This is a genomic window from Bacillus australimaris, from assembly GCF_001307105.1.
GTDB lineage: Bacteria > Bacillota > Bacilli > Bacillales > Bacillaceae > Bacillus > Bacillus australimaris.
The window spans coordinates 606,118-623,568 of record NZ_LGYN01000001.1 but is presented as its reverse complement, the minus strand read 5'-3'; the positions used below and the strand labels follow the sequence as shown (position 1 = coordinate 623,568).

19 protein-coding genes and 1 tRNA gene are annotated in these 17,451 nt (G+C 40.0%); 15 read left to right on the top strand and 5 right to left on the bottom strand.

Annotated features, from left to right (window positions below):
* Positions 1-25: 25 nt before the first annotated feature.
* From AKG37_RS03295 to AKG37_RS03265, 7 genes are all read left to right on the top strand, one after another.
* Positions 26-466: a MarR family winged helix-turn-helix transcriptional regulator gene (locus AKG37_RS03295; RefSeq protein WP_007501606.1), complete on the top strand. Its 441-nt coding sequence runs from the start codon at positions 26-28 to the stop codon at positions 464-466.
* 7 nt (positions 467-473) lie between these two features.
* On the top strand, positions 474-1,292 hold the full coding sequence (gene racE / locus AKG37_RS03290) for a glutamate racemase (protein ID WP_149865063.1): 819 nt from the start codon (positions 474-476) through the stop codon (positions 1,290-1,292).
* A 101-nt stretch (positions 1,293-1,393) separates the two neighbouring features.
* Positions 1,394-2,455, top strand: a complete 1,062-nt coding sequence (locus AKG37_RS03285; RefSeq protein ID WP_060697546.1) for a GerMN domain-containing protein — start codon at positions 1,394-1,396, stop codon at positions 2,453-2,455.
* Between the two features lie 151 nt (positions 2,456-2,606).
* Positions 2,607-3,335 (top strand): ribonuclease PH, encoded by a 729-nt coding sequence (gene rph, locus AKG37_RS03280; RefSeq protein WP_024427165.1) that lies wholly within the window; start codon positions 2,607-2,609, stop codon positions 3,333-3,335.
* A gap of 10 nt (positions 3,336-3,345) precedes the next feature.
* Positions 3,346-3,948: an XTP/dITP diphosphatase gene (locus AKG37_RS03275; RefSeq protein ID WP_193391689.1), complete on the top strand. Its 603-nt coding sequence runs from the start codon at positions 3,346-3,348 to the stop codon at positions 3,946-3,948.
* A gap of 14 nt (positions 3,949-3,962) precedes the next feature.
* On the top strand, positions 3,963-4,487 hold the full coding sequence (locus AKG37_RS03270) for a YfcE family phosphodiesterase (RefSeq protein ID WP_060697544.1): 525 nt from the start codon (positions 3,963-3,965) through the stop codon (positions 4,485-4,487).
* Between the two features lie 120 nt (positions 4,488-4,607).
* A tRNA-Arg gene (locus AKG37_RS03265) sits at positions 4,608-4,681 on the top strand.
* A gap of 370 nt (positions 4,682-5,051) precedes the next feature.
* On the opposite strand, the gene AKG37_RS03260 is transcribed toward AKG37_RS03265, so the two are convergent.
* A complete protein-coding gene (locus tag AKG37_RS03260; RefSeq protein ID WP_060697543.1) occupies positions 5,052-6,032 on the bottom strand; it encodes an SDR family oxidoreductase in 981 nt (326 codons plus the stop codon).
* A 313-nt stretch (positions 6,033-6,345) separates the two neighbouring features.
* Between AKG37_RS03260 and AKG37_RS18975 the strand changes: the two genes are divergently transcribed.
* Positions 6,346-6,483, top strand: coding sequence for a hypothetical protein (locus AKG37_RS18975; RefSeq protein WP_162838472.1), 138 nt, complete (start codon positions 6,346-6,348; stop codon positions 6,481-6,483).
* Between the two features lie 340 nt (positions 6,484-6,823).
* Here AKG37_RS18975 and AKG37_RS03255 read toward each other — a convergent pair whose 3' ends face one another.
* From AKG37_RS03255 to AKG37_RS03245, 3 genes are all read right to left on the bottom strand, one after another.
* Positions 6,824-7,162 (bottom strand): hypothetical protein, encoded by a 339-nt coding sequence (locus AKG37_RS03255; protein ID WP_060697542.1) that lies wholly within the window; start codon positions 7,160-7,162, stop codon positions 6,824-6,826.
* A gap of 16 nt (positions 7,163-7,178) precedes the next feature.
* Positions 7,179-8,735, bottom strand: a complete 1,557-nt coding sequence (locus tag AKG37_RS03250) for a T7SS effector LXG polymorphic toxin (protein ID WP_060697541.1) — start codon at positions 8,733-8,735, stop codon at positions 7,179-7,181.
* Positions 8,736-9,010: 275 nt separating this feature from the next.
* Positions 9,011-9,199, bottom strand: coding sequence for a hypothetical protein (locus tag AKG37_RS03245; RefSeq protein ID WP_060697540.1), 189 nt, complete (start codon positions 9,197-9,199; stop codon positions 9,011-9,013).
* Positions 9,200-9,793: 594 nt separating this feature from the next.
* On the opposite strand from AKG37_RS03245, the gene AKG37_RS03240 reads away from it, so the two are divergent.
* From AKG37_RS03240 to AKG37_RS03215, 7 genes are all read left to right on the top strand, one after another.
* On the top strand, positions 9,794-11,053 hold the full coding sequence (locus AKG37_RS03240) for a Kelch repeat-containing protein (protein WP_060697539.1): 1,260 nt from the start codon (positions 9,794-9,796) through the stop codon (positions 11,051-11,053).
* A gap of 254 nt (positions 11,054-11,307) precedes the next feature.
* Positions 11,308-11,457, top strand: coding sequence for a teichoic acid D-Ala incorporation-associated protein DltX (locus AKG37_RS18415; RefSeq protein ID WP_024427820.1), 150 nt, complete (start codon positions 11,308-11,310; stop codon positions 11,455-11,457).
* Positions 11,458-11,471: 14 nt separating this feature from the next.
* Positions 11,472-12,977, top strand: coding sequence for a D-alanine--poly(phosphoribitol) ligase subunit DltA (gene dltA, locus AKG37_RS03235; protein ID WP_060697538.1), 1,506 nt, complete (start codon positions 11,472-11,474; stop codon positions 12,975-12,977).
* A complete protein-coding gene (dltB, locus tag AKG37_RS03230) occupies positions 12,974-14,155 on the top strand; it encodes a D-alanyl-lipoteichoic acid biosynthesis protein DltB (RefSeq protein ID WP_060697537.1) in 1,182 nt (393 codons plus the stop codon). The genes dltA and dltB overlap by 4 nt, the downstream gene beginning before the upstream one ends.
* A 21-nt stretch (positions 14,156-14,176) precedes the next feature.
* Complete coding sequence (gene dltC / locus AKG37_RS03225; protein ID WP_024423191.1) at positions 14,177-14,413, top strand: D-alanine--poly(phosphoribitol) ligase subunit 2; 237 nt, start codon at positions 14,177-14,179, stop codon at positions 14,411-14,413.
* Positions 14,413-15,579 carry a D-alanyl-lipoteichoic acid biosynthesis protein DltD gene (gene dltD, locus AKG37_RS03220; RefSeq protein WP_060697536.1) on the top strand — a complete coding sequence of 389 codons (1,167 nt, stop codon included), beginning with the start codon at positions 14,413-14,415 and terminating at the stop codon, positions 15,577-15,579. The genes dltC and dltD overlap by 1 nt, the downstream gene beginning before the upstream one ends.
* Before the next feature lie 95 nt (positions 15,580-15,674).
* Entirely contained in the window at positions 15,675-16,094 is a 420-nt protein-coding gene (locus AKG37_RS03215; protein ID WP_060697535.1) for a YkvA family protein, read from the top strand.
* Positions 16,095-16,127: 33 nt separating this feature from the next.
* Here the strand turns inward: AKG37_RS03215 and AKG37_RS03210 are convergent, their stop codons facing one another.
* Positions 16,128-17,171, bottom strand: coding sequence for a lactonase family protein (locus AKG37_RS03210; RefSeq protein WP_060697534.1), 1,044 nt, complete (start codon positions 17,169-17,171; stop codon positions 16,128-16,130).
* Between the last annotated feature and the right edge of the window lie 280 nt (positions 17,172-17,451).

Here is a 17,451-nt window from a genome sequence, read left to right as displayed (position 1 = left end):
GATGCTATAGTGAGGTATCAATGAAATGGAAACGAATGAGTCAGGCCATGTTGCAGAGATTGAAAAATCATTACGCCATATTGCTGCAATTATTAAGCAAAAAGGCAGAGAAATCCTGAATCAATATACGATTACACCTCCTCAATTCGTAGGTCTTCAGTGGCTTTATGAATTCGGAGATATGACAATAGGTGAGCTATCACAAAAGATGTATTTGGCTTGCAGTACAACCACTGATTTAATTGATAGAATGGAAAAAAGTGAACTTGTTGAACGGGTAAAGGATCCATCTGACCGCCGTGTGGTTCGCATTCATTTATTGCCTGAAGGCGAGCGGATCATTCAAGAAGTGATTGTCAAACGCCAAGAATACGTCAGTGAACTTCTAGGGGCTTTCTCAGAAGAAGAAGCCATCGTTTTCAACCAATCCTTAACGAAACTACAGCAGCAAATGAAAAGAAAATGAGGCGATTTTGTTGGATCAACCAATCGGCGTCATTGATTCCGGCGTCGGCGGTTTAACCGTTGCGAAGGAAATCATGAGACAACTGCCAAAAGAAAAAATCATCTACGTAGGCGATACGAAACGATGTCCGTATGGCCCGCGGAAAGAAGAAGAGGTTCTTCAATATACATGGGAAATGGCGCACTACTTATTAAGACATCACCATATTAAAATGCTTGTCATTGCGTGTAACACAGCCACGGCGATCGCACTTGATGAAATCAAAGCAACGCTTGATATTCCGGTTATTGGTGTGATTCAGCCCGGATCCCGGACAGCGATCAAGGTGACAAACAACCAGCATATCGGCGTCATTGGCACAGTTAATACGATCAAGAGCGAGGCATACAAAGAAGCACTTTTATCACTCAAAGCAGGGCTGACGGTTCAAAGCCTGGCGTGTCCGCTGCTAGTTCCATTTGTGGAAAGCGGTACGTTTTTAGATCAGACAGCAGATGAAGTGGTGAAAGCTTCCCTTGAACCGTTGAAAGAAACAGGAATTGATACACTCATTCTTGGCTGCACACACTATCCGATTTTAAAAGAGCCGATTCAGCGCTTTATGGGCAGTGAAGTGAGCATCATTTCATCAGGGGATGAGACAGCTAGAGAAGCAAGTACCATTCTTTCATACAAAGGTCTGTTGAATACGTCCAAAGAAGAGCCTGTCCATACATTTTACACAACAGGGCAGCAGAAAAATTTTCAAAACATCGCTCGTGACTGGTTTGGCTATCTGCCAGGGAAGGTCGAAACCGTGTCACTTGAACATGTCTATCAGCAATAACCCGCTTCTACTTGAGGTGGGTTATTTTTTTATGAAATGGGTCTAATCCTCTGGGGGAGCTCGTATACATAGTAGTACAAACTACTAGAGGAGGGTGAAGTATGCTGAAAAAAGGATCTACAGCAGCTGTTACGTGTATCGCGTCAGCCATGCTTTTGTCAGGATGCGGATTGTTTCAAACAGACCAAGCGAAAACAGAGATTGATCCACCACAAAACGTCACATATGTGAAAGAAAATAAAGAAGACAAACAAACAGCCAAAGAAGGAAAAGAAGAGAAGCAGGCTGATACAGTCATGAGAGAATTATATTTAATTGATAAAAACGGTTATGTCGTTTCTCAATCTATCCCATTGCCAAAAAATGAAGGAAGTGCCAAACAAACCCTTGAATATCTCGTGGATGGGGGACCTATTTCTAACTTAATGCCAAACGGATTCAGAGCGGTTTTGCCAGCTGACACGAGTGTATCTGTCGATATTAAAGATGGCACGGCTGTTGTTGACTTCTCAAATGAATTCAAAAACTATAAAAAGGAAGACGAACAGCGCATTCTGCAATCTGTCACTTGGACGCTAACGCAGTTTGATTCCATCGCCAAAGTGAAATTGAAGATGAATGGACATGAATTAAAAGAAATGCCTGTGAACGGTACACCGATATCAGATGATTTAAGCAGAGAAGATGGGATTAATATTCAGCACGAGGCTGCCGCTGATATGACGGCGACAAAGCCTGTAACTGTCTATTATTTAGCAGAATCTGATGAACAGACCTATTACGTTCCGGTCACTACAAGAGCACCAAAAGACGAGTATGATCCAATTACAGCAGCGATTGATGAGCTCGTCTCTGGACCAAGTAAAACAAGCCATCTGCTCACAGACTTTGATCAAGATGTGAAGCTGAATGATGTTCCAAAAGTAAAAGACGGACATGTGACACTTGATTTTAATGAATCTATTTTTGGCAGTGCAGATGAAAAGAAAAAGGTTATTTCACAAAAAGTTCTTAATAGCATTGTGCTCACATTAACAGAGCTGCCGGACGTTAAAAGCGTATCCGTCAAGGTAAACGGCAAGGCGGAGCTTGTGAACGAAAAAGGAGCAGAGCTCACAAAGCCGGTTTCAAGACCAGAACAAGTGAATACAGGTAGTTTTTAACGTCACACATTGATATAATGGAGAAAAAGAGGCATGCATATTCGCTGCCTCTTTTTTATTCCGAGCGGTTAGAACAAGCCGAGGTTGTCAAAATTAGTAGGAGAACCCCGCTGGTACGCGCGCGGAATGTATATTGTAACGGAGGTAAAACATGAGATTAGATGAAAGACAATATGACGAATTAAGAAAAATTGAAATAGAGGCAGGCTACATCACACATCCTGAGGGCTCTGTCTTAATCTCAGCGGGAAATACGAAGGTGATTTGTAACGCATCTATCGAAGACCGCGTACCTCCTTTTTTAAGAGGAGAAGGAAAAGGCTGGATTACAGCAGAATATAGCATGCTTCCAAGAGCAACCGCACAAAGAACGATAAGGGAATCATCTAAAGGAAAAGTCACAGGACGTACAATGGAAATTCAGCGCTTAATTGGACGAGCACTCCGCGCAGTCGTGGATTTAGAAAAGCTTGGCGAACGCACGATTTGGATTGATTGTGATGTCATTCAAGCAGACGGCGGCACACGCACAGCGTCCATTACAGGGGCTTTTGTCGCCATGACACTTGCGATTCAAAAGCTTCGAGCAGAAGGCGTTATCAAAGAAAACCCGATCACTGATTATTTAGCGGCAATATCCGTCGGAATTGATTCTCAGCAGGGGCTTCTGTTAGATTTAAACTATGAAGAAGATTCTTCAGCTGAAGTAGATATGAATGTCATCATGACAGGCGCTGGACGCTTTGTTGAGCTTCAAGGCACAGGCGAAGAAGCGACATTTTCAAGAGAACAGCTAAACGGACTGCTTGATTTAGCCGAAAAGGGCATCAAAGAATTAATCGAAAAGCAAAAAGCAGTAACAGGAGAAGTCATCGAATAAAGAGAAGGGTTTGATCAGGATGAAAACAGCCATCATTGCAACGCACAATGCGGGCAAAGCGAGAGAATTCAAAGCCATTCTTGAGCCAAAAGGATTCACGGTCAAAACACTAGCAGACATCGGATTTACTGAAGAGATTGAAGAAACAGGACAAACCTTCGAAGAAAATGCCATCATCAAAGCCGAGGCGATTCAAGCCAAAGCAGGCGAAATGGTCATTGCAGACGATTCTGGTCTGTCCATTGATTATCTGGGTGGGAAACCCGGCGTGTATTCAGCGAGATACGCTGGTGAGCATAAAGACGATGCTGAGAATGTGGAAAAAGTGCTGAGCGAACTTCAAGGCATTGAAAAAGAAGACCGCACAGCCAGATTCAGATGTGCCCTTGCTGTCAGCATACCGGGCAAAGAAACAAAGACGGTAGAAGGATCAGTAGAAGGATTCATCGCAGAAGAACCAATCGGCGAAAACGGCTTTGGATACGACCCAATTTTCATCGTCAAAGACAAAGACCAGACGATGGCGGAGTTATCACCAGAGGAGAAAAACAAGATCAGCCATCGAGCGGTCGCGCTTCAAAAGCTTTCATCACTGCTAGACGCAAATGAATAAGGGGGAATGAAGCCATGAAGATACTCATCATTAGTGACAGTCATGGACTCACAGACGAACTTCAAACCATTGCCAAACGACATGCGGCTGAAGTCGACATGATGATTCACTGCGGAGATTCAGAACTCGAAACGAACCACCCAGCACTTGAAGGATACAAAGTCGTCAAAGGAAATTGTGACTTTATAGGCGATTTTGAAGAAGAGCTCCTGCTCCCACTTGATGGAGGCAGAAAACTATTTCTCACTCACGGACATCTGCATGGCATCAAACAATCCTTGCTTCAAGTCTACTACCGTGCAGAAGAGCTGGGCGCAGACATTATCTGCTTTGGCCACTCGCACATCCCAGGCAGTGAACTGCTAAGAGGAAAACTGCTCATTAACCCAGGCAGCGTACACCTGCCAAGAGTGCGAAAAGAGCGCAGCTATGCTATACTGACACTAGATGGAAGCGAAGCAAACGTACAGTTTTTCACGGACGAAGGTCAGGTCATACAAGACCTCGAAAACACTGTCACATTGGAAGGTATTTCATAAGGGTGCAGCATTTGCCCCTTATGAAAAAACTTTCGAAAAACCGTTGACTTTAAAGAACAATAGTAATATAATAAATCTTGTCGCTGAGGTAATATACCAAAGCACACTACATAACAACATGTCCCAGTAGCTCAGCAGGATAGAGCAACGGCCTTCTAAGCCGTCGGTCGGGAGTTCGAATCTCTCCTGGGACGTACTATATTAAAAGCCTGAAACCCTTTATTATAAAGGGTTTCAGGCTTTTTTTGTTTGTTGGAATGTAAGTTCGTTTCTCGCTTCAAATTAGGGTCTTGGGAGCAGATTTATTTTTAAGTATTTCCGTTCCCTATTTTTTTATCAAATTTTGTATACCCTAAACGTACCTGAATAACTGCGATTTATTTAAATGATTGGATAATTCAGTTCGTAATTTGGGTAGCAATAATAAGGCGGTCTACGCCCAATTTCAGACATTAGCCATGAATCCTCAATATAAACCATAGTAACTTTTTTCATTGAATGGTTTACAAGTAATAACTCTACTTCTGGATTAAATTCATATCTCAATCCAATGACCTCCTTATATTAGGAATGTGTGGATTCCCCACCGTCAACATGCAACACTTGACCTGTAACAAAACGTGAATCATCAGAAGCTAGATAAACAAATGTTGGTGCGAGTTCAAATGGATGTGCAACTCGTTCCATTGGGTTAAATGCTCCATATACAGCCACTTGGTCTGACGAGAAGCTTGCTGCAATTAGTGGCGTCCAGATTCGACCTGGAGCAACGGCGTTTACACGAATTCCTTGTTTGACAACATTTTTAGCCAAAGCACGTGTCCAACCAACAATTGCACCCTTTGTGGCTGTATAATCAATCATTTGTTGCTCACCTACATACGTTACAACTGAAGAAGTACCGATAATAGAACTGCCTGGTTTTAAGTAAGGAAGCGCTGCTCTGGTTGTGTAAAAATGTGAGTATATGTTGACTTTAAAGGTGTCATCAAATTGTTCGTCTGTAATGTCAAGAAGGCTTGGTTGTTGAAATTGGATACCAACGTGGTTACATAGAACATCTAGACGTCCGAAGGTTTTTACTGTTTTCTCTACAATGGTGATACATTGCCTTTTATCTCGCAAGTCTCCTGGCATCAATAAACAACGTTGCCCGAGTTCTTCGATTCTTGCTTTTGTTCTATTAGCATCTTCATGTTCATCTAAGTATGCAATCGCAACGTCAGCGCTTTCCTTTGCGAAGGCAATGGCTACTGCTGCACCAATACCACTATCCCCTCCTGTAATAAGAGCAACTTTTCCCGCTAACTTACCACTCCCTTTGTAATTTGTATTTTCAATAATTGGAAGTGGTACCATTAAACCTTCTACACCCGGATGACGAAGTTGACGTTGTTCAGGTAAATTAATCGGGATTTCTTCATAGCGTGTGATTTTTCCGTAATTAGGGTACATGGGATAAGGTTGAGTTTTCATTTTCTCTAGAAACATCTGTTGCATTTGTTTTATTTGTTGCAACTTACGCTCATTAGATTCTTGTGTCATTTAACTCCCTCCAATTGTACACATTCCCTTTAATGTTTATGTTGTTTACTGCTAATCCAAGTATTAATAATGAATAAACTTGTGAAGGAGTTATTTATTTCAGTAAGCTTTCATGAGTAGGTTGGAATGAACATGTTCAAAAACAAGTAATTCAACGTATTACGTTGCAATCAAGGTTGGGATGTAATAAAAGTTGCAGACCAATTTATCGGAAGTCGAGAAATGTATGAAGGCGAAGGAGAAGAAGAGAGAACTAAATTAAGACTCGTCCAGCTGAGGGCATTGCTTCAGCAAAGGCACAGGGTTAAACATCTTGGAAGACCTAAAACTTGAGCAGGCTTATAAGGAATGGAAAGCAGGAAATATCACTGCAGTTGAAGTTATGAACAAATCAAACATGACTCAGGCTGCATTCTATCGCAAGGTTAAGGAATATAAGCAAGTTAAATGACTGCCGAGGGATATCCGATAAGGCTCGCGGATGCTTTTTGATTAAAAAGAAAAAGGAATCGTCATCGTCAGAAACAGCAACTAAAAAAATGTCACCAGAGGGTGTTAAAATGGCTGTGATGAAGCTGAATAGCGATATGTATCTACGATAAGCCGAGCTGGTCAGCAAAGCACAAAAAAGTAAAGTCGGGTGGAGCATTCATGATTGATAGATCGTTACAGTCAATGAGGCAAAAATGTACAAGCTGAAATCAGGCCATTATATTACAGTTACTTCAAAGTATGTTGAAGTAAAGCGGAAGTAAAAGAAAGCCCTTCCGACACGGAGGGGCTTTTCATTGTTATTCATCGCTGTCCAATTCCCATAATTTTTGACCGTCTGCTAAATATACAGCCTTAGGTGGATCATCATAAAGGGAAATTTCCACATAAGAATTTCCTTCTTGTATTACCCAATCACATACTCTTCCTTCATTATGAGTAGGTTGGGCAATGATATCCTTGACAATAAAGGCAACTGCGTAATATTCTGTATAATTTATATCATCGTCTTCTAGCCCATTATCTGTTTCATAGAGTGCATCTGGTTTTCCAATAATCTGTAATCCGTTTTTCCACTCTAATCGCAATTCGTTGGCACCATATTTATTTAATATTTTGATTAAAGAGTTATATCCCAAGAGTATCAATCCTTTTTTATGGTATTGGTTTTGTTGGAACTATGTGAGCACCATCTTTTGAGTAATGTATTGTTCCTCTATTGGTTTCTATATATTTTCCAGTTTCTAATTCATATACTTTACCTATTTTGTGATCAAATTTAACAACTTCTCTTCCTTTTGATGGGATGTGTCCTGTACCAGCATATTTATCAAGCAATTCTTGGGCTTTTTTATTGTCCCCGTAAAAGATGCTTTTTTTCTTTCCATTAGCTATCTCCTGTTTATAGTTAGGTGCATCAGGAATATGTTTCTCTTGAGCGCCTGGTTTTACTTTTACAGGGAAACCATTTACTTCACGATACGGACCTTTTGGTACAGAGTGTTTGCCGAAGGAAGGAGTTTTAACAATCTTCTTGGCTACTTTCTCTCCTTTCATTTTTTTAAAAACATATTTTCCAACTTTAGCGATTTTAGCTCCTGGTATCATGTACATGCTTGATTCTAGACGGTCCATTTCAGCGACTTTGTCACCTGTGACAGGGTCTCTCCCTGTGATGACTCGAATGGCATCATTTATTCCTGTAAATTCAACCGCTGTATTTAAGATGTTTGAGGTTTGTTCACCCGTTTTCACATCAGAAATCTTTGTGATGCTTTCAATATTCACTTTGTTTTGATCCGATATTCGTAACCGATATAGCATTCCATCTCGAATAACTTCAACTGTTTTGGCGTTTGCGAAGTCAATCTTTTCATTTGTATTATATACTTTTCCATTTACGAACACGGCGTTTGGATTGATTTTATTAGACGGTTTCCTATTTAAAATCGTATCCACATTTGATCTCTCTTTATCATTCAGCTTCTTCAGCATGATCATCATTGGGGCTTCTTTAGGGTTGTCTATTTTTTCATTCAATCCGCTGATGTTGCTGCTGATTTTTTCTTCCTTTCCAGCTTTGAAGATAGTGCCTTTTTGATAACTGGTAATTTCAATTTTCGGGCCAGTGAACATCTTGCTTAAAGTATCTATGTATTGCTTCATTGTATAAAGGGAACTTTTTGTTTCATTTAGAGCACCTGTTTGTTCTCTGTCAAATGCATGAAGTAGTCCGATGGTTTTGGACGTCTCAAGCCATGCTTTTTGATAGCTTTGTTGAAAAGCAGATTCATCTACATGAGGCAAATGCTCAATATGGCTTACCCTGCTGAGGGCTTGATTCACATCGGATACAATATCAGAAATGGTCCGTTCGGCTTTTTTTAACCCTTGGTCAAGCTCGTGTTCAATGAATGATTGAGAGATAAAACCATTCGGGTTTGATTCAAACGCATGAAGTGCCTGTTTTGTCTTTTTTAGCACACCACTGTATTCTTCAATGACGATCTGAAAGAATTGCAAAAAAGGAATGTGACACTCCATATAAAAATCTTTTATCGCTTGTCCAGCTTCTCCCTTTAATGCGCCATCTAAGGAGATGATTTGATTGATTTGTTTTTCTAGGGACTTAACATTCTGTGATTGCTGCTTTAACTTGTTCAGCGTTTGGTCAATTCCATTCTTCAACTCAAAGGCATCAAGGGTTTTCATTCCGTTCTCCTTTACTTTCTGTTAGTACTCGTAGCAATTGCTTTGACTGTTTCCATCATGGTGTTAATGGCTTCTTCTGTTTGTGCAAGTTGTTTAAGGTTTTTGGAAGTGCTAAATGGGTGTGCGTGTTTTTTAATGTTTTCTCACTTCACTGGCACCTATTTTGATTTCTCTAATTCTTTTTCATTCAAAATGTTTTTGCTTTCATTTCGAATTTTGAGAGCGTCCACATAAAGAAAGGGAGCTGCATAAACGACAGCTCCCAAGATGAGGAGTTAATTTTTCTTTTTTCTGAAGTCTTTTAATAAGCTTGAAACAACTAAACCCATCACACTGAAAGCCACAATATAAAATAAAACATTTGTTACAGGTGTATCAATTTTCCCCAAGGTCATCACAAGGGCAATAATAGCGCCGGGTAAAGTAATTAATAACATTTTTGATGGCGTGCTTTGCTGTGTCACTTAATGACCTCCTGGTTGATCCATTAAATAGGTATTTTAGTTGATTTTAACATATGGAAATTGTCCGAACAACATAAAGGGAATAGCTGTCTACTTTAAGAGCGGACAAACGAAACTTGCTGATTATATGGGAATTATTTCAATTAAACCTTTTGTGTAATAAAATGTATATGATTGTTACAAAGGGGTGAAATGGCGGTGAAGCATTTATTAACGCTATCATTGTGGGGAGCATTGTATATGTTGCAGATGATCGTTTAAGCATGTTTCCGTTGATGCTGGTTTTAGCATTTTCGATCTATATCGTAAGCAGGATTAGCGAAGCATTGATTAAGAAATACTCAAAAGAAAGTAGTTAATAACACAGCCCTTCATTGGAAGGGCGTTTTTTAATTAACAATCCATTTTATTTTTACTAATCGCAAAGGGTAAATATTCAAAAGAGAGAATAATTTTTTCTCCAAAATAGATGAACGGTTAGTGAAGCGGCATTAGATGATATAGTGTTAAATTATTAAAAATATAACAAAAGTATGAAGAAAGTCATTAAAAAACCGATAAATGTTGGGTAAACAATTTTAAGGAGTGATTTTCTTGAAAAAATTAAGCTTAATATTCTTCCTATTAATTACGTCATTATTTTATCCGTTACATTCAGTAAAAGCGGAAACAGTAGAATGGAAAGAACAAGCAGATTTGCCAGAGGCACGTGTTGGTGCTAGTAGTGGAGTAGTTGATGGCAAAATATATGTAATAGGTGGTCGGGGTCCAGGGCGACTGCAAGGTGCAGATCAAACTTATGTTTATGATCCGCAGAAAAATGAATGGTCAAGTAAAACATCAATGCCAACCCCTAGATATGGGGCGGCTACGGCGATTCTAAATGACCAGATATATGTCATTGGTGGAATGTCTACAGATGGAGTTGTGGAGACAGTTGAAGTTTATAATACTAAAAATGATTCTTGGGAGAAGCTTGAAGATATTCCGCTGGAAAAAAAAGTTTCCCCATATAGAATATATGCGAGCAGTGTAAAAGGAAAGATTTTTGTTGTCGCAAAAGAAGGTAACTATCAAATGAAAACATACAGCTATGATCCGGAAACGAAAAAATGGGAAAAGAAAAGTTCTTTAGATTATATTGTGACTGCCGGAACATTAAATGAGATAGATGGAAAGTTATATTTATCTGGGGGAACTGAGTCTTTAAATAAAATGATCGGTGAATACGATCCTGATACGGATACATGGATTAAAAAGCAAGGTGGATGGTCAGCAGGGTATTATGCGACTGCTGTTTACAATAGTAAAGTTTTGCTTACAGGCGGAACTGCTAGATTATCGGTACGCGATGTAATTTTAGGGACAAGTTATAGCGTTCAAACACCTAAAACCTTTTATAGAAAGGGACATTCCGCTGCAATTGTCAATGATAATCTTTATATCATTGGAGGAGAAGAAAACACAAATGGTGATATGCCTAATGCAAAAGAAAAATTTAAATCAGTCTTATCTATTTCTCTAAGAGACGCATTACCTCAAGAAAACAACACCGAAACCCCCGGCGACAAAGACCCAGAACCAACAACACCGCCTAAAGACGATGGAACAGATGAAGATGGCGATGCTCTCCTCATCATCACAATGGTCAACGGCTTGCAGAAAGAGTATGACCTTTCAATGAAAGAAGTCAATGCCTTCCTATCCTGGTACAAGAAGCGTGATGCGGGAGAAGGACCAGGTTTTTATGAAATTGACGAGCATGACAATAACAAAGGTCCATTTGAAAGTAAAAAGGATTATGTAGTGTTTAAAAACATTCTCATGTTCGAAGTCAATAAATATAAGAAGTAATTGAGATCGAAGCCATCTAGGCTGACTAGGTGGCTTTTGCATTTGTTCGACAGCTTTCACCAATTTTAAGGCAAATTTAAGCTTGGATTTCATTTCAAATATATTAAATCTTTGTTACAATAAGACAGCTTTGCCTAATGACATGTTCATCAATTCGACATCTTTTTTTTATCTTTTCTTAAAATTTTTATGATTTGATATGAAACTCTTTTGATGATCCATGCGTCTCTATAAGTGTCAAAAGAAAAGAGGTTATCAATATGCTATTCAAAAAGCTATCAGAAAATAAGTCTGTAAAATGGATAGGATATACAAGTTTTTACTTACTTATTTTGCTATTATTGTTCTTTATTTACGGATTCCATACAGCAAATACGGGATCATTCATTTACAACGATTTTTAATTGGAGATTAAACTATGAAACTATTACACACGATTCATGAATACCAGCAAACGAAACCGACACAGCCAGCATTTGTTTCTCAACATGCTTCGATCACATATGATGAGCTTTGGCATTTATCAGACCAAATGGCTGGTGCGATTGATGCAGTCGCAACAGGCAGTGCACCTGTCATTGTATACGGTCATATGGAGCCAGAGATGCTGATTTCTTTCTTAGGCAGTGTGAAATCAGGCAGACCGTATATACCGGTTGACATCTCAATCCCTGCTGAGCGTATCGTCTCAATTATTGAAAGCTCAAAAGCCAGTCTATTGATTTGTGCAAACGAACAGAATTTACTAAATGTAGAAGAACACATTGAAGTGAAGAGTGCGGCATCGCTTTTAGCTCTTGAAAAAGAAGCACCGCCATCCTCGCAGTGGGTTCAACAGGATGACGTCTTTTATATCATTTATACGTCTGGTAGTACCGGGAAACCTAAAGGCGTTCAAGTAACAGCCAATAATCTCGAAAGCTTTACAGAATGGATGTGCCGCGACTTTCCAATTGGTGAGGGGCGCACGTTCTTAAACCAAGCGCCATTTTCTTTTGACTTATCAGTGATGGATATCTATCCAGCCCTTCAATCAGGCGGCACGCTTTACTGTTTAGTGAAAGATCTCGTGAATAAGCCGAAGGATATGTTTGCAGCACTTGGTCAATCTGACGTTGAAGTGTGGACATCTACACCTTCCTTTGTGCAAATGTGCTTAATGGACCCTTCCTTTACAGGGGAGCTTTTACCAGAGCTGAAAGTTTTCTTGTTCTGCGGTGAGGCGCTTCCTGTAGCTGTAGCAAGTGCACTCCTTGAGCGTTTTCCAAAGGCACAGGTCTTTAATACGTATGGTCCAACTGAAGCAACTGTTGCGATCACTTCTATTGAAGTCACGCAGGCGGTTCTTGATGAGCACGATTCTTTACCAGTCGGCTATGCCAAACCTGATACAGATATCGTCATTTTAGATGAAGAAGGCAAGACACTTCCTGATGGTGAGAAAGGCGAAATTGTCATCGTGGGGCCAAGCGTCACGAGAGGCTACTTAGGTGAACAAGCTCTAACGGATAAAGTGTTCTTTGAATATGAAGGACGCCCTGCTTACCGTACAGGTGACGCAGGTGTGGCGCAGGATGGATTAATTACGTGCCATGGCCGTCTGGACTATCAAATTAAGCTGCATGGATACCGGATGGAGCTTGAAGAAATTGAATATCATGTGAGCGAGACAACCTATGTCAATGCTTGTGTGATTGTGCCGTTCCAGCCTAACGGTCATGTGGAGTACTTGATTGCAGCGATTGTCCCAGCAGCGCATTCTTTTGAAAAAGAATATCAGCTGACAAGTGCGATTAAGAAAGAAATGGCAGATTCACTGCCAGCGTACATGATTCCAAGGAAGTTTGTCTATCTTGAGCAGCTGTACATGACGCCAAACGGGAAGGTTGACCGTAAGAGAATCGCGAAAGAGGTTCTTCTATGATTCCGTTTAGTTCATTCTTTTTCTTCATTCTAATTGGTATTCTTCTTTTACCGACGATCATTCTTGGTCTTCGCGGCAAAAGAATGCAGGGCTACAACATGTTTGCAACGGTTGTGGCACTCGCGCTTATTTTCTCAAAGGATGCACATGGCGCACTGCTGCTTTTCTTGTTCACTGTGTGGCAAGTGTTTATCATCCGCCTATATATTGCGTACCGGTTAAAGGCGAATCAGGCATCCGTTTTCTATGCAGCAGTGGTGGCATCTATTTTACCGCTTGTGCTGTCAAAGGTATTACCGTTCTTTTTAACTCATCAGCCGCACCAGCCGGCGCCAATAAACTGGCTGAGCTTTTTAGGGATCTCGTACTTAACATTTAAAGGTGTTCAGTTAATTATTGAGACAAGAGACGGCTTGATTAAGAAGAAAATTCCGATTCATCGTTTGGTCTATTTCATTGTCTTTTTCCCAACGATTTCATCAGGTCCGATTGATCGTTACCGCCGGTTTGAAAAGGATATGGATACACCGCCTGAAAAGGAAGCTTACAGTGACCTTCTATATGCCGGTATTCATAAAATTTTCATCGGCTTCTTATATAAGTTCATTATTGGATATTTGATTCACACGTATATTCTAATGCATATTCATCACATTAGCAGCAGTCACTTTGTTCAGCAATTAACATATATGTATGCGTACAGTATGTATTTGTTCTTTGACTTTGCTGGTTATACAGCATTTGCTGTCGGTGTGAGTTATATCATGGGCATTAAATCACCAGAAAACTTTAACAAACCGTTTATCAGCCGGAACATTAAAGACTTCTGGAATCGCTGGCACATGTCGCTGTCCTTCTGGTTTAGAGACTACGTGTTTATGAGATTTGTGTTCTTTATGACAAAGAAAAAGTGGATCAAAAACCGTATGGCCGTATCAAATATTGGATACTTTGTCCTTTTCCTTTTGATGGGTGCTTGGCACGGACTTGCACTTCAATATATTATTTACGGACTATACCATGCAGTTATCATGTCCGGTTACAATTTATTTGAGAAATGGAATAAAAAGCACAAGTGGTGGCCAGACAATAAGGTCACAATGGTTGTGTCGATCATTATTACATTCCATGTGATTTGTTTCGGATTTTATATTTTTTCAGGAAAACCATTTCATTAATCATTAAGGGAGTAGAAAATTATGGAATTTAAAAATCAAGTATACGGTATTATTGCAGAAGTTTGTCAGGACGACGTTGTAAAAGAAAACCCAGAGATTGCAATTTTTGAAGAAGGTCTTCTTGATTCATTTGGTACAGTAGAACTGCTTATGGCAATTGAAAGTCAGCTTGGCATCACTGTTCCGATTACAGAATTCGATCGTGATGTGTGGGATACGCCTAACCACATTGCTGAGCAGCTGGCAGAGATGAAGTAATGAAAAAGCGTTTTTTTGGGCCGCTTATTTTAGCGGCTGTTCTATTCATTGGTGTTCTTCTTGTACCAAATGCATGGCTCTCACATCTGATCCCAAAAGACAAATTACAAAAGTCAGCCACAGAATTAGATCCAGGGATGTTTCAAGGGCTTTATTTACAAGATGAAATGCTAAAAGATCCAACTTATTTGCCGATCTATGGATCTTCTGAACTATCACGTTTTGATCCATATCACCCTTCGAATTTCTTTCATGAGAATCCTCAAGGGTTTACACCTTATCTTATTGGAAAAGGTGGATCGCAATCATTAATTCATGCGATGAATTTCGCAGCGCATATGGATGAGCTAAAAGGGAAGAAGCTTGTGTTTATCGTGTCTCCTCAGTGGTTTGTGAAATGGGGATCTGACGAGAATCACTTTGCACCTAACTATTCAGCTCTTCAAGCGCTTAATCTCGCGTATAATAAAGAAATTGATCCTGCTGTGAAAAAAGAACTGATCAAGAGAATTATGACGTTTAAAGCAGTCAAGAACGACATGGTCATCACAGAGCTTTTTAAAGCAGAGCTATCAGGAAACAAGTTCGCTTATGGCGCGATTTCTCCTATTGCGAAAATGTATTATGGCATGCTTCAAAAGAAAGACATGTACTATACGATTGGATCGGGGCATGAGCGTAAGCTTCATCCATCTCCTTCGGTCAAAGGGAAAACATGGGCTGATCTTGAAAAAGAAGCGAGCGTTTTTGGTGCGAAAAGAGCTGGGGACAACCCGTTTCATATTAATCAAAAACTGTTTGACCGCAAACTGAAACCGATCATGAAGAAGATGAAGGATTCCCGTGAAGGAAATTCTTATGCGGAATCACCAGAATACAAAGATTTTCAAATCATGCTGGATATTTTAAAGCAGGCTGGGGCGAAGCCTTTGTTTGTGACGATTCCTGTCAATGGAAAATGGTATGATTACACTGGTTTCCCAAAAGAGGGACGTACAGGGTATTATGAAAAAATCAATCGTCAAATTCGAGATAATGGGTATCAAGTCGCAGATTTGACTAAGCATGAGTATGATCCTTATTTCTTTAAAGATACAATTCATGTGTCTTATAAAGGATGGGTGTACATCGATAAGGCGATCGAAAAATTTTACAAAGAGCAGTAGAATGCAGCGGCTTTCTGCTGCTTTTTGTTTGTCGAATGGGCGGATATCTTGTATAACTAAGGGGAAAGGGCTATGCTGAAGATGGAGGCGATATGATGAATCGTTCTGAGAAAAAAGAACTATTAAAGCGTTCGAAAAAGTATTTTAATGATCATGCCTTTTGGAATAAGCTGAAAAAGACGGCGCAAAAAGCTGGTGTCTCTCTTGTTTATGCTGTGCTATTACTTTACTATACATTACAAAAACCCGAAGTGCCGGTTAAAGCGAAGACCCTGATTATTGGAGCACTCGGATACTTTATCCTTCCAATTGACCTCATTCCCGATACATTGATTGGTGCCGGCTACACAGATGATTTAGGAGCCATCACATTTGCTCTCTTTCAAGTAGCAATGTATATTGATGCTGATGTGAAAGGGAAAGCACAAGACAGGCTGTCAAAATGGTTCGGTGAAAAAACCGATACAACTTTCATTGATCAAAAGCTTGAGGATGGCGGTATGCCGTCTGCATAAAGAAAAGCCTCCACAGTTGGAGGCTTTTTTTCATTATCCTAAAAATTTCACGCAAACTGGATGTGGGACGGGGATGTCTGATTGTAAGACAGTGAGTCGCCCTGTTTCTTTGTCGCGTTTGTATAGCACAAGATTGCTAGATTCTTGGTTTGAACCGACGAGAAATTCTTCTGTTGGATCAAGCACAAAATCTCTAGGCCAATTTCCTTCAGAAGAAGCAATCTCGACAAGGCTTAGTTTGCCGTCAGCGTCTGTTTTAAAAATCGCAATGCTGTCATGCCCACGATTTCCTGCATAAACAAATTGGCCGTCTGAAGAGACATGAATGGCGCTGCCTTGATTGTTCTCTGTAAAATCGTTTGGAATGGTCGTAATTGTTTGGATCTCTTCAAAATGACCATCTTCAAAGTAACGAAGTACAATCACTTCTGAGCTTAGCTCTGTCATCACATATGCCACAGATTTCGTTGGATGGAATGTGATATGACGAGGTCCGCTGCCTGGTTTTGTTTCAAATGTATGAGCAAGCTCGAGTTTGCCGTCTTCTTTCTTATACGTATAAATTCCATCTGTTCCAAGGTCAACAGCTACTGCAAATTGTTCATCAGGTGTGAGACCCATAAAGTGAGTGTGCGGTTTTTCCTGACGTTCTTCGTTAGGGCCAGTTCCTTCATGCTGCGCCTGTGACAGCGTGCGGATCACTGAGCCATTTTCAGCATCGATTTCATACATCTCTGCTGTTCCTTTATGATAGTTCGCTGTATACGCCGTTTTTGTTTGACTGTCCACGCTGACGTGACAAGGAGAAGCTCCATCGGCAAGCTCTTGGTTGATGAAGTGAAGTTTGCCCGTTGTTGAATCAATTTGATAAGCAGCAAGACCGCCCTGTGAATCTTTTTTCACAACAGCATAAACAAACTTTTGATCCTCTGACACGGTTAAATATGTAGGATTTTCGAGTTCAGCAGCGACTTCTACTTTCTCAATCTGCTGTTTGTCTGTATTTAATGTAAACGTATAGACGCCTTGACTATCTCCCTTTGTATACGTTCCGATATAACCTCTGATGTTAGCCATGTATTATTGCCCTCCTTCTATTAGATGCTCTCATTCTATCATAAATTCATAGGAAAACGCTTTAGAAAGGCACGCCAAAGGAAAAAACAAAATCATCGAAACCTCACATTATCTATCAAAAACCATGTGAAAAAATATCACAAAAGTTTTCTCAAAAGAAAACCGTTCATGTAAAGTAAATCAATTGAAGAAAAAATACAAAAAATTTTAAGTTTTTTCATTCCTTGTCTAGCAAAGGTGTAAGCGTATACATTTAATTTTGATTAGTCTAAATTGTCTA

Bases quoted from the DNA above. Each gene is read 5' to 3' on its own strand.
- dltA (WP_060697538.1), top strand. From the start codon at position 11,472: ATGAAACTATTACACACGATTCATGAATACCAGCAAACGAAACCGACA.
- rph (WP_024427165.1), top strand. From the start codon at position 2,607: ATGAGATTAGATGAAAGACAATATGACGAATTAAGAAAAATTGAAATA.
- AKG37_RS03285 (WP_060697546.1), top strand. From the start codon at position 1,394: ATGCTGAAAAAAGGATCTACAGCAGCTGTTACGTGTATCGCGTCAGCC.
- AKG37_RS03215 (WP_060697535.1), top strand. From the start codon at position 15,675: ATGAATCGTTCTGAGAAAAAAGAACTATTAAAGCGTTCGAAAAAGTAT.
- AKG37_RS03260 (WP_060697543.1), bottom strand. From the start codon at position 6,032: ATGACACAAGAATCTAATGAGCGTAAGTTGCAACAAATAAAACAAATG.
- AKG37_RS03250 (WP_060697541.1), bottom strand. From the start codon at position 8,735: ATGAAAACCCTTGATGCCTTTGAGTTGAAGAATGGAATTGACCAAACG.
- dltB (WP_060697537.1), top strand. From the start codon at position 12,974: ATGATTCCGTTTAGTTCATTCTTTTTCTTCATTCTAATTGGTATTCTT.
- AKG37_RS03210 (WP_060697534.1), bottom strand. From the start codon at position 17,171: ATGGCTAACATCAGAGGTTATATCGGAACGTATACAAAGGGAGATAGT.
- AKG37_RS03270 (WP_060697544.1), top strand. From the start codon at position 3,963: ATGAAGATACTCATCATTAGTGACAGTCATGGACTCACAGACGAACTT.
- dltD (WP_060697536.1), top strand. From the start codon at position 14,413: ATGAAAAAGCGTTTTTTTGGGCCGCTTATTTTAGCGGCTGTTCTATTC.
- dltC (WP_024423191.1), top strand. From the start codon at position 14,177: ATGGAATTTAAAAATCAAGTATACGGTATTATTGCAGAAGTTTGTCAG.
- AKG37_RS03295 (WP_007501606.1), top strand. From the start codon at position 26: ATGGAAACGAATGAGTCAGGCCATGTTGCAGAGATTGAAAAATCATTA.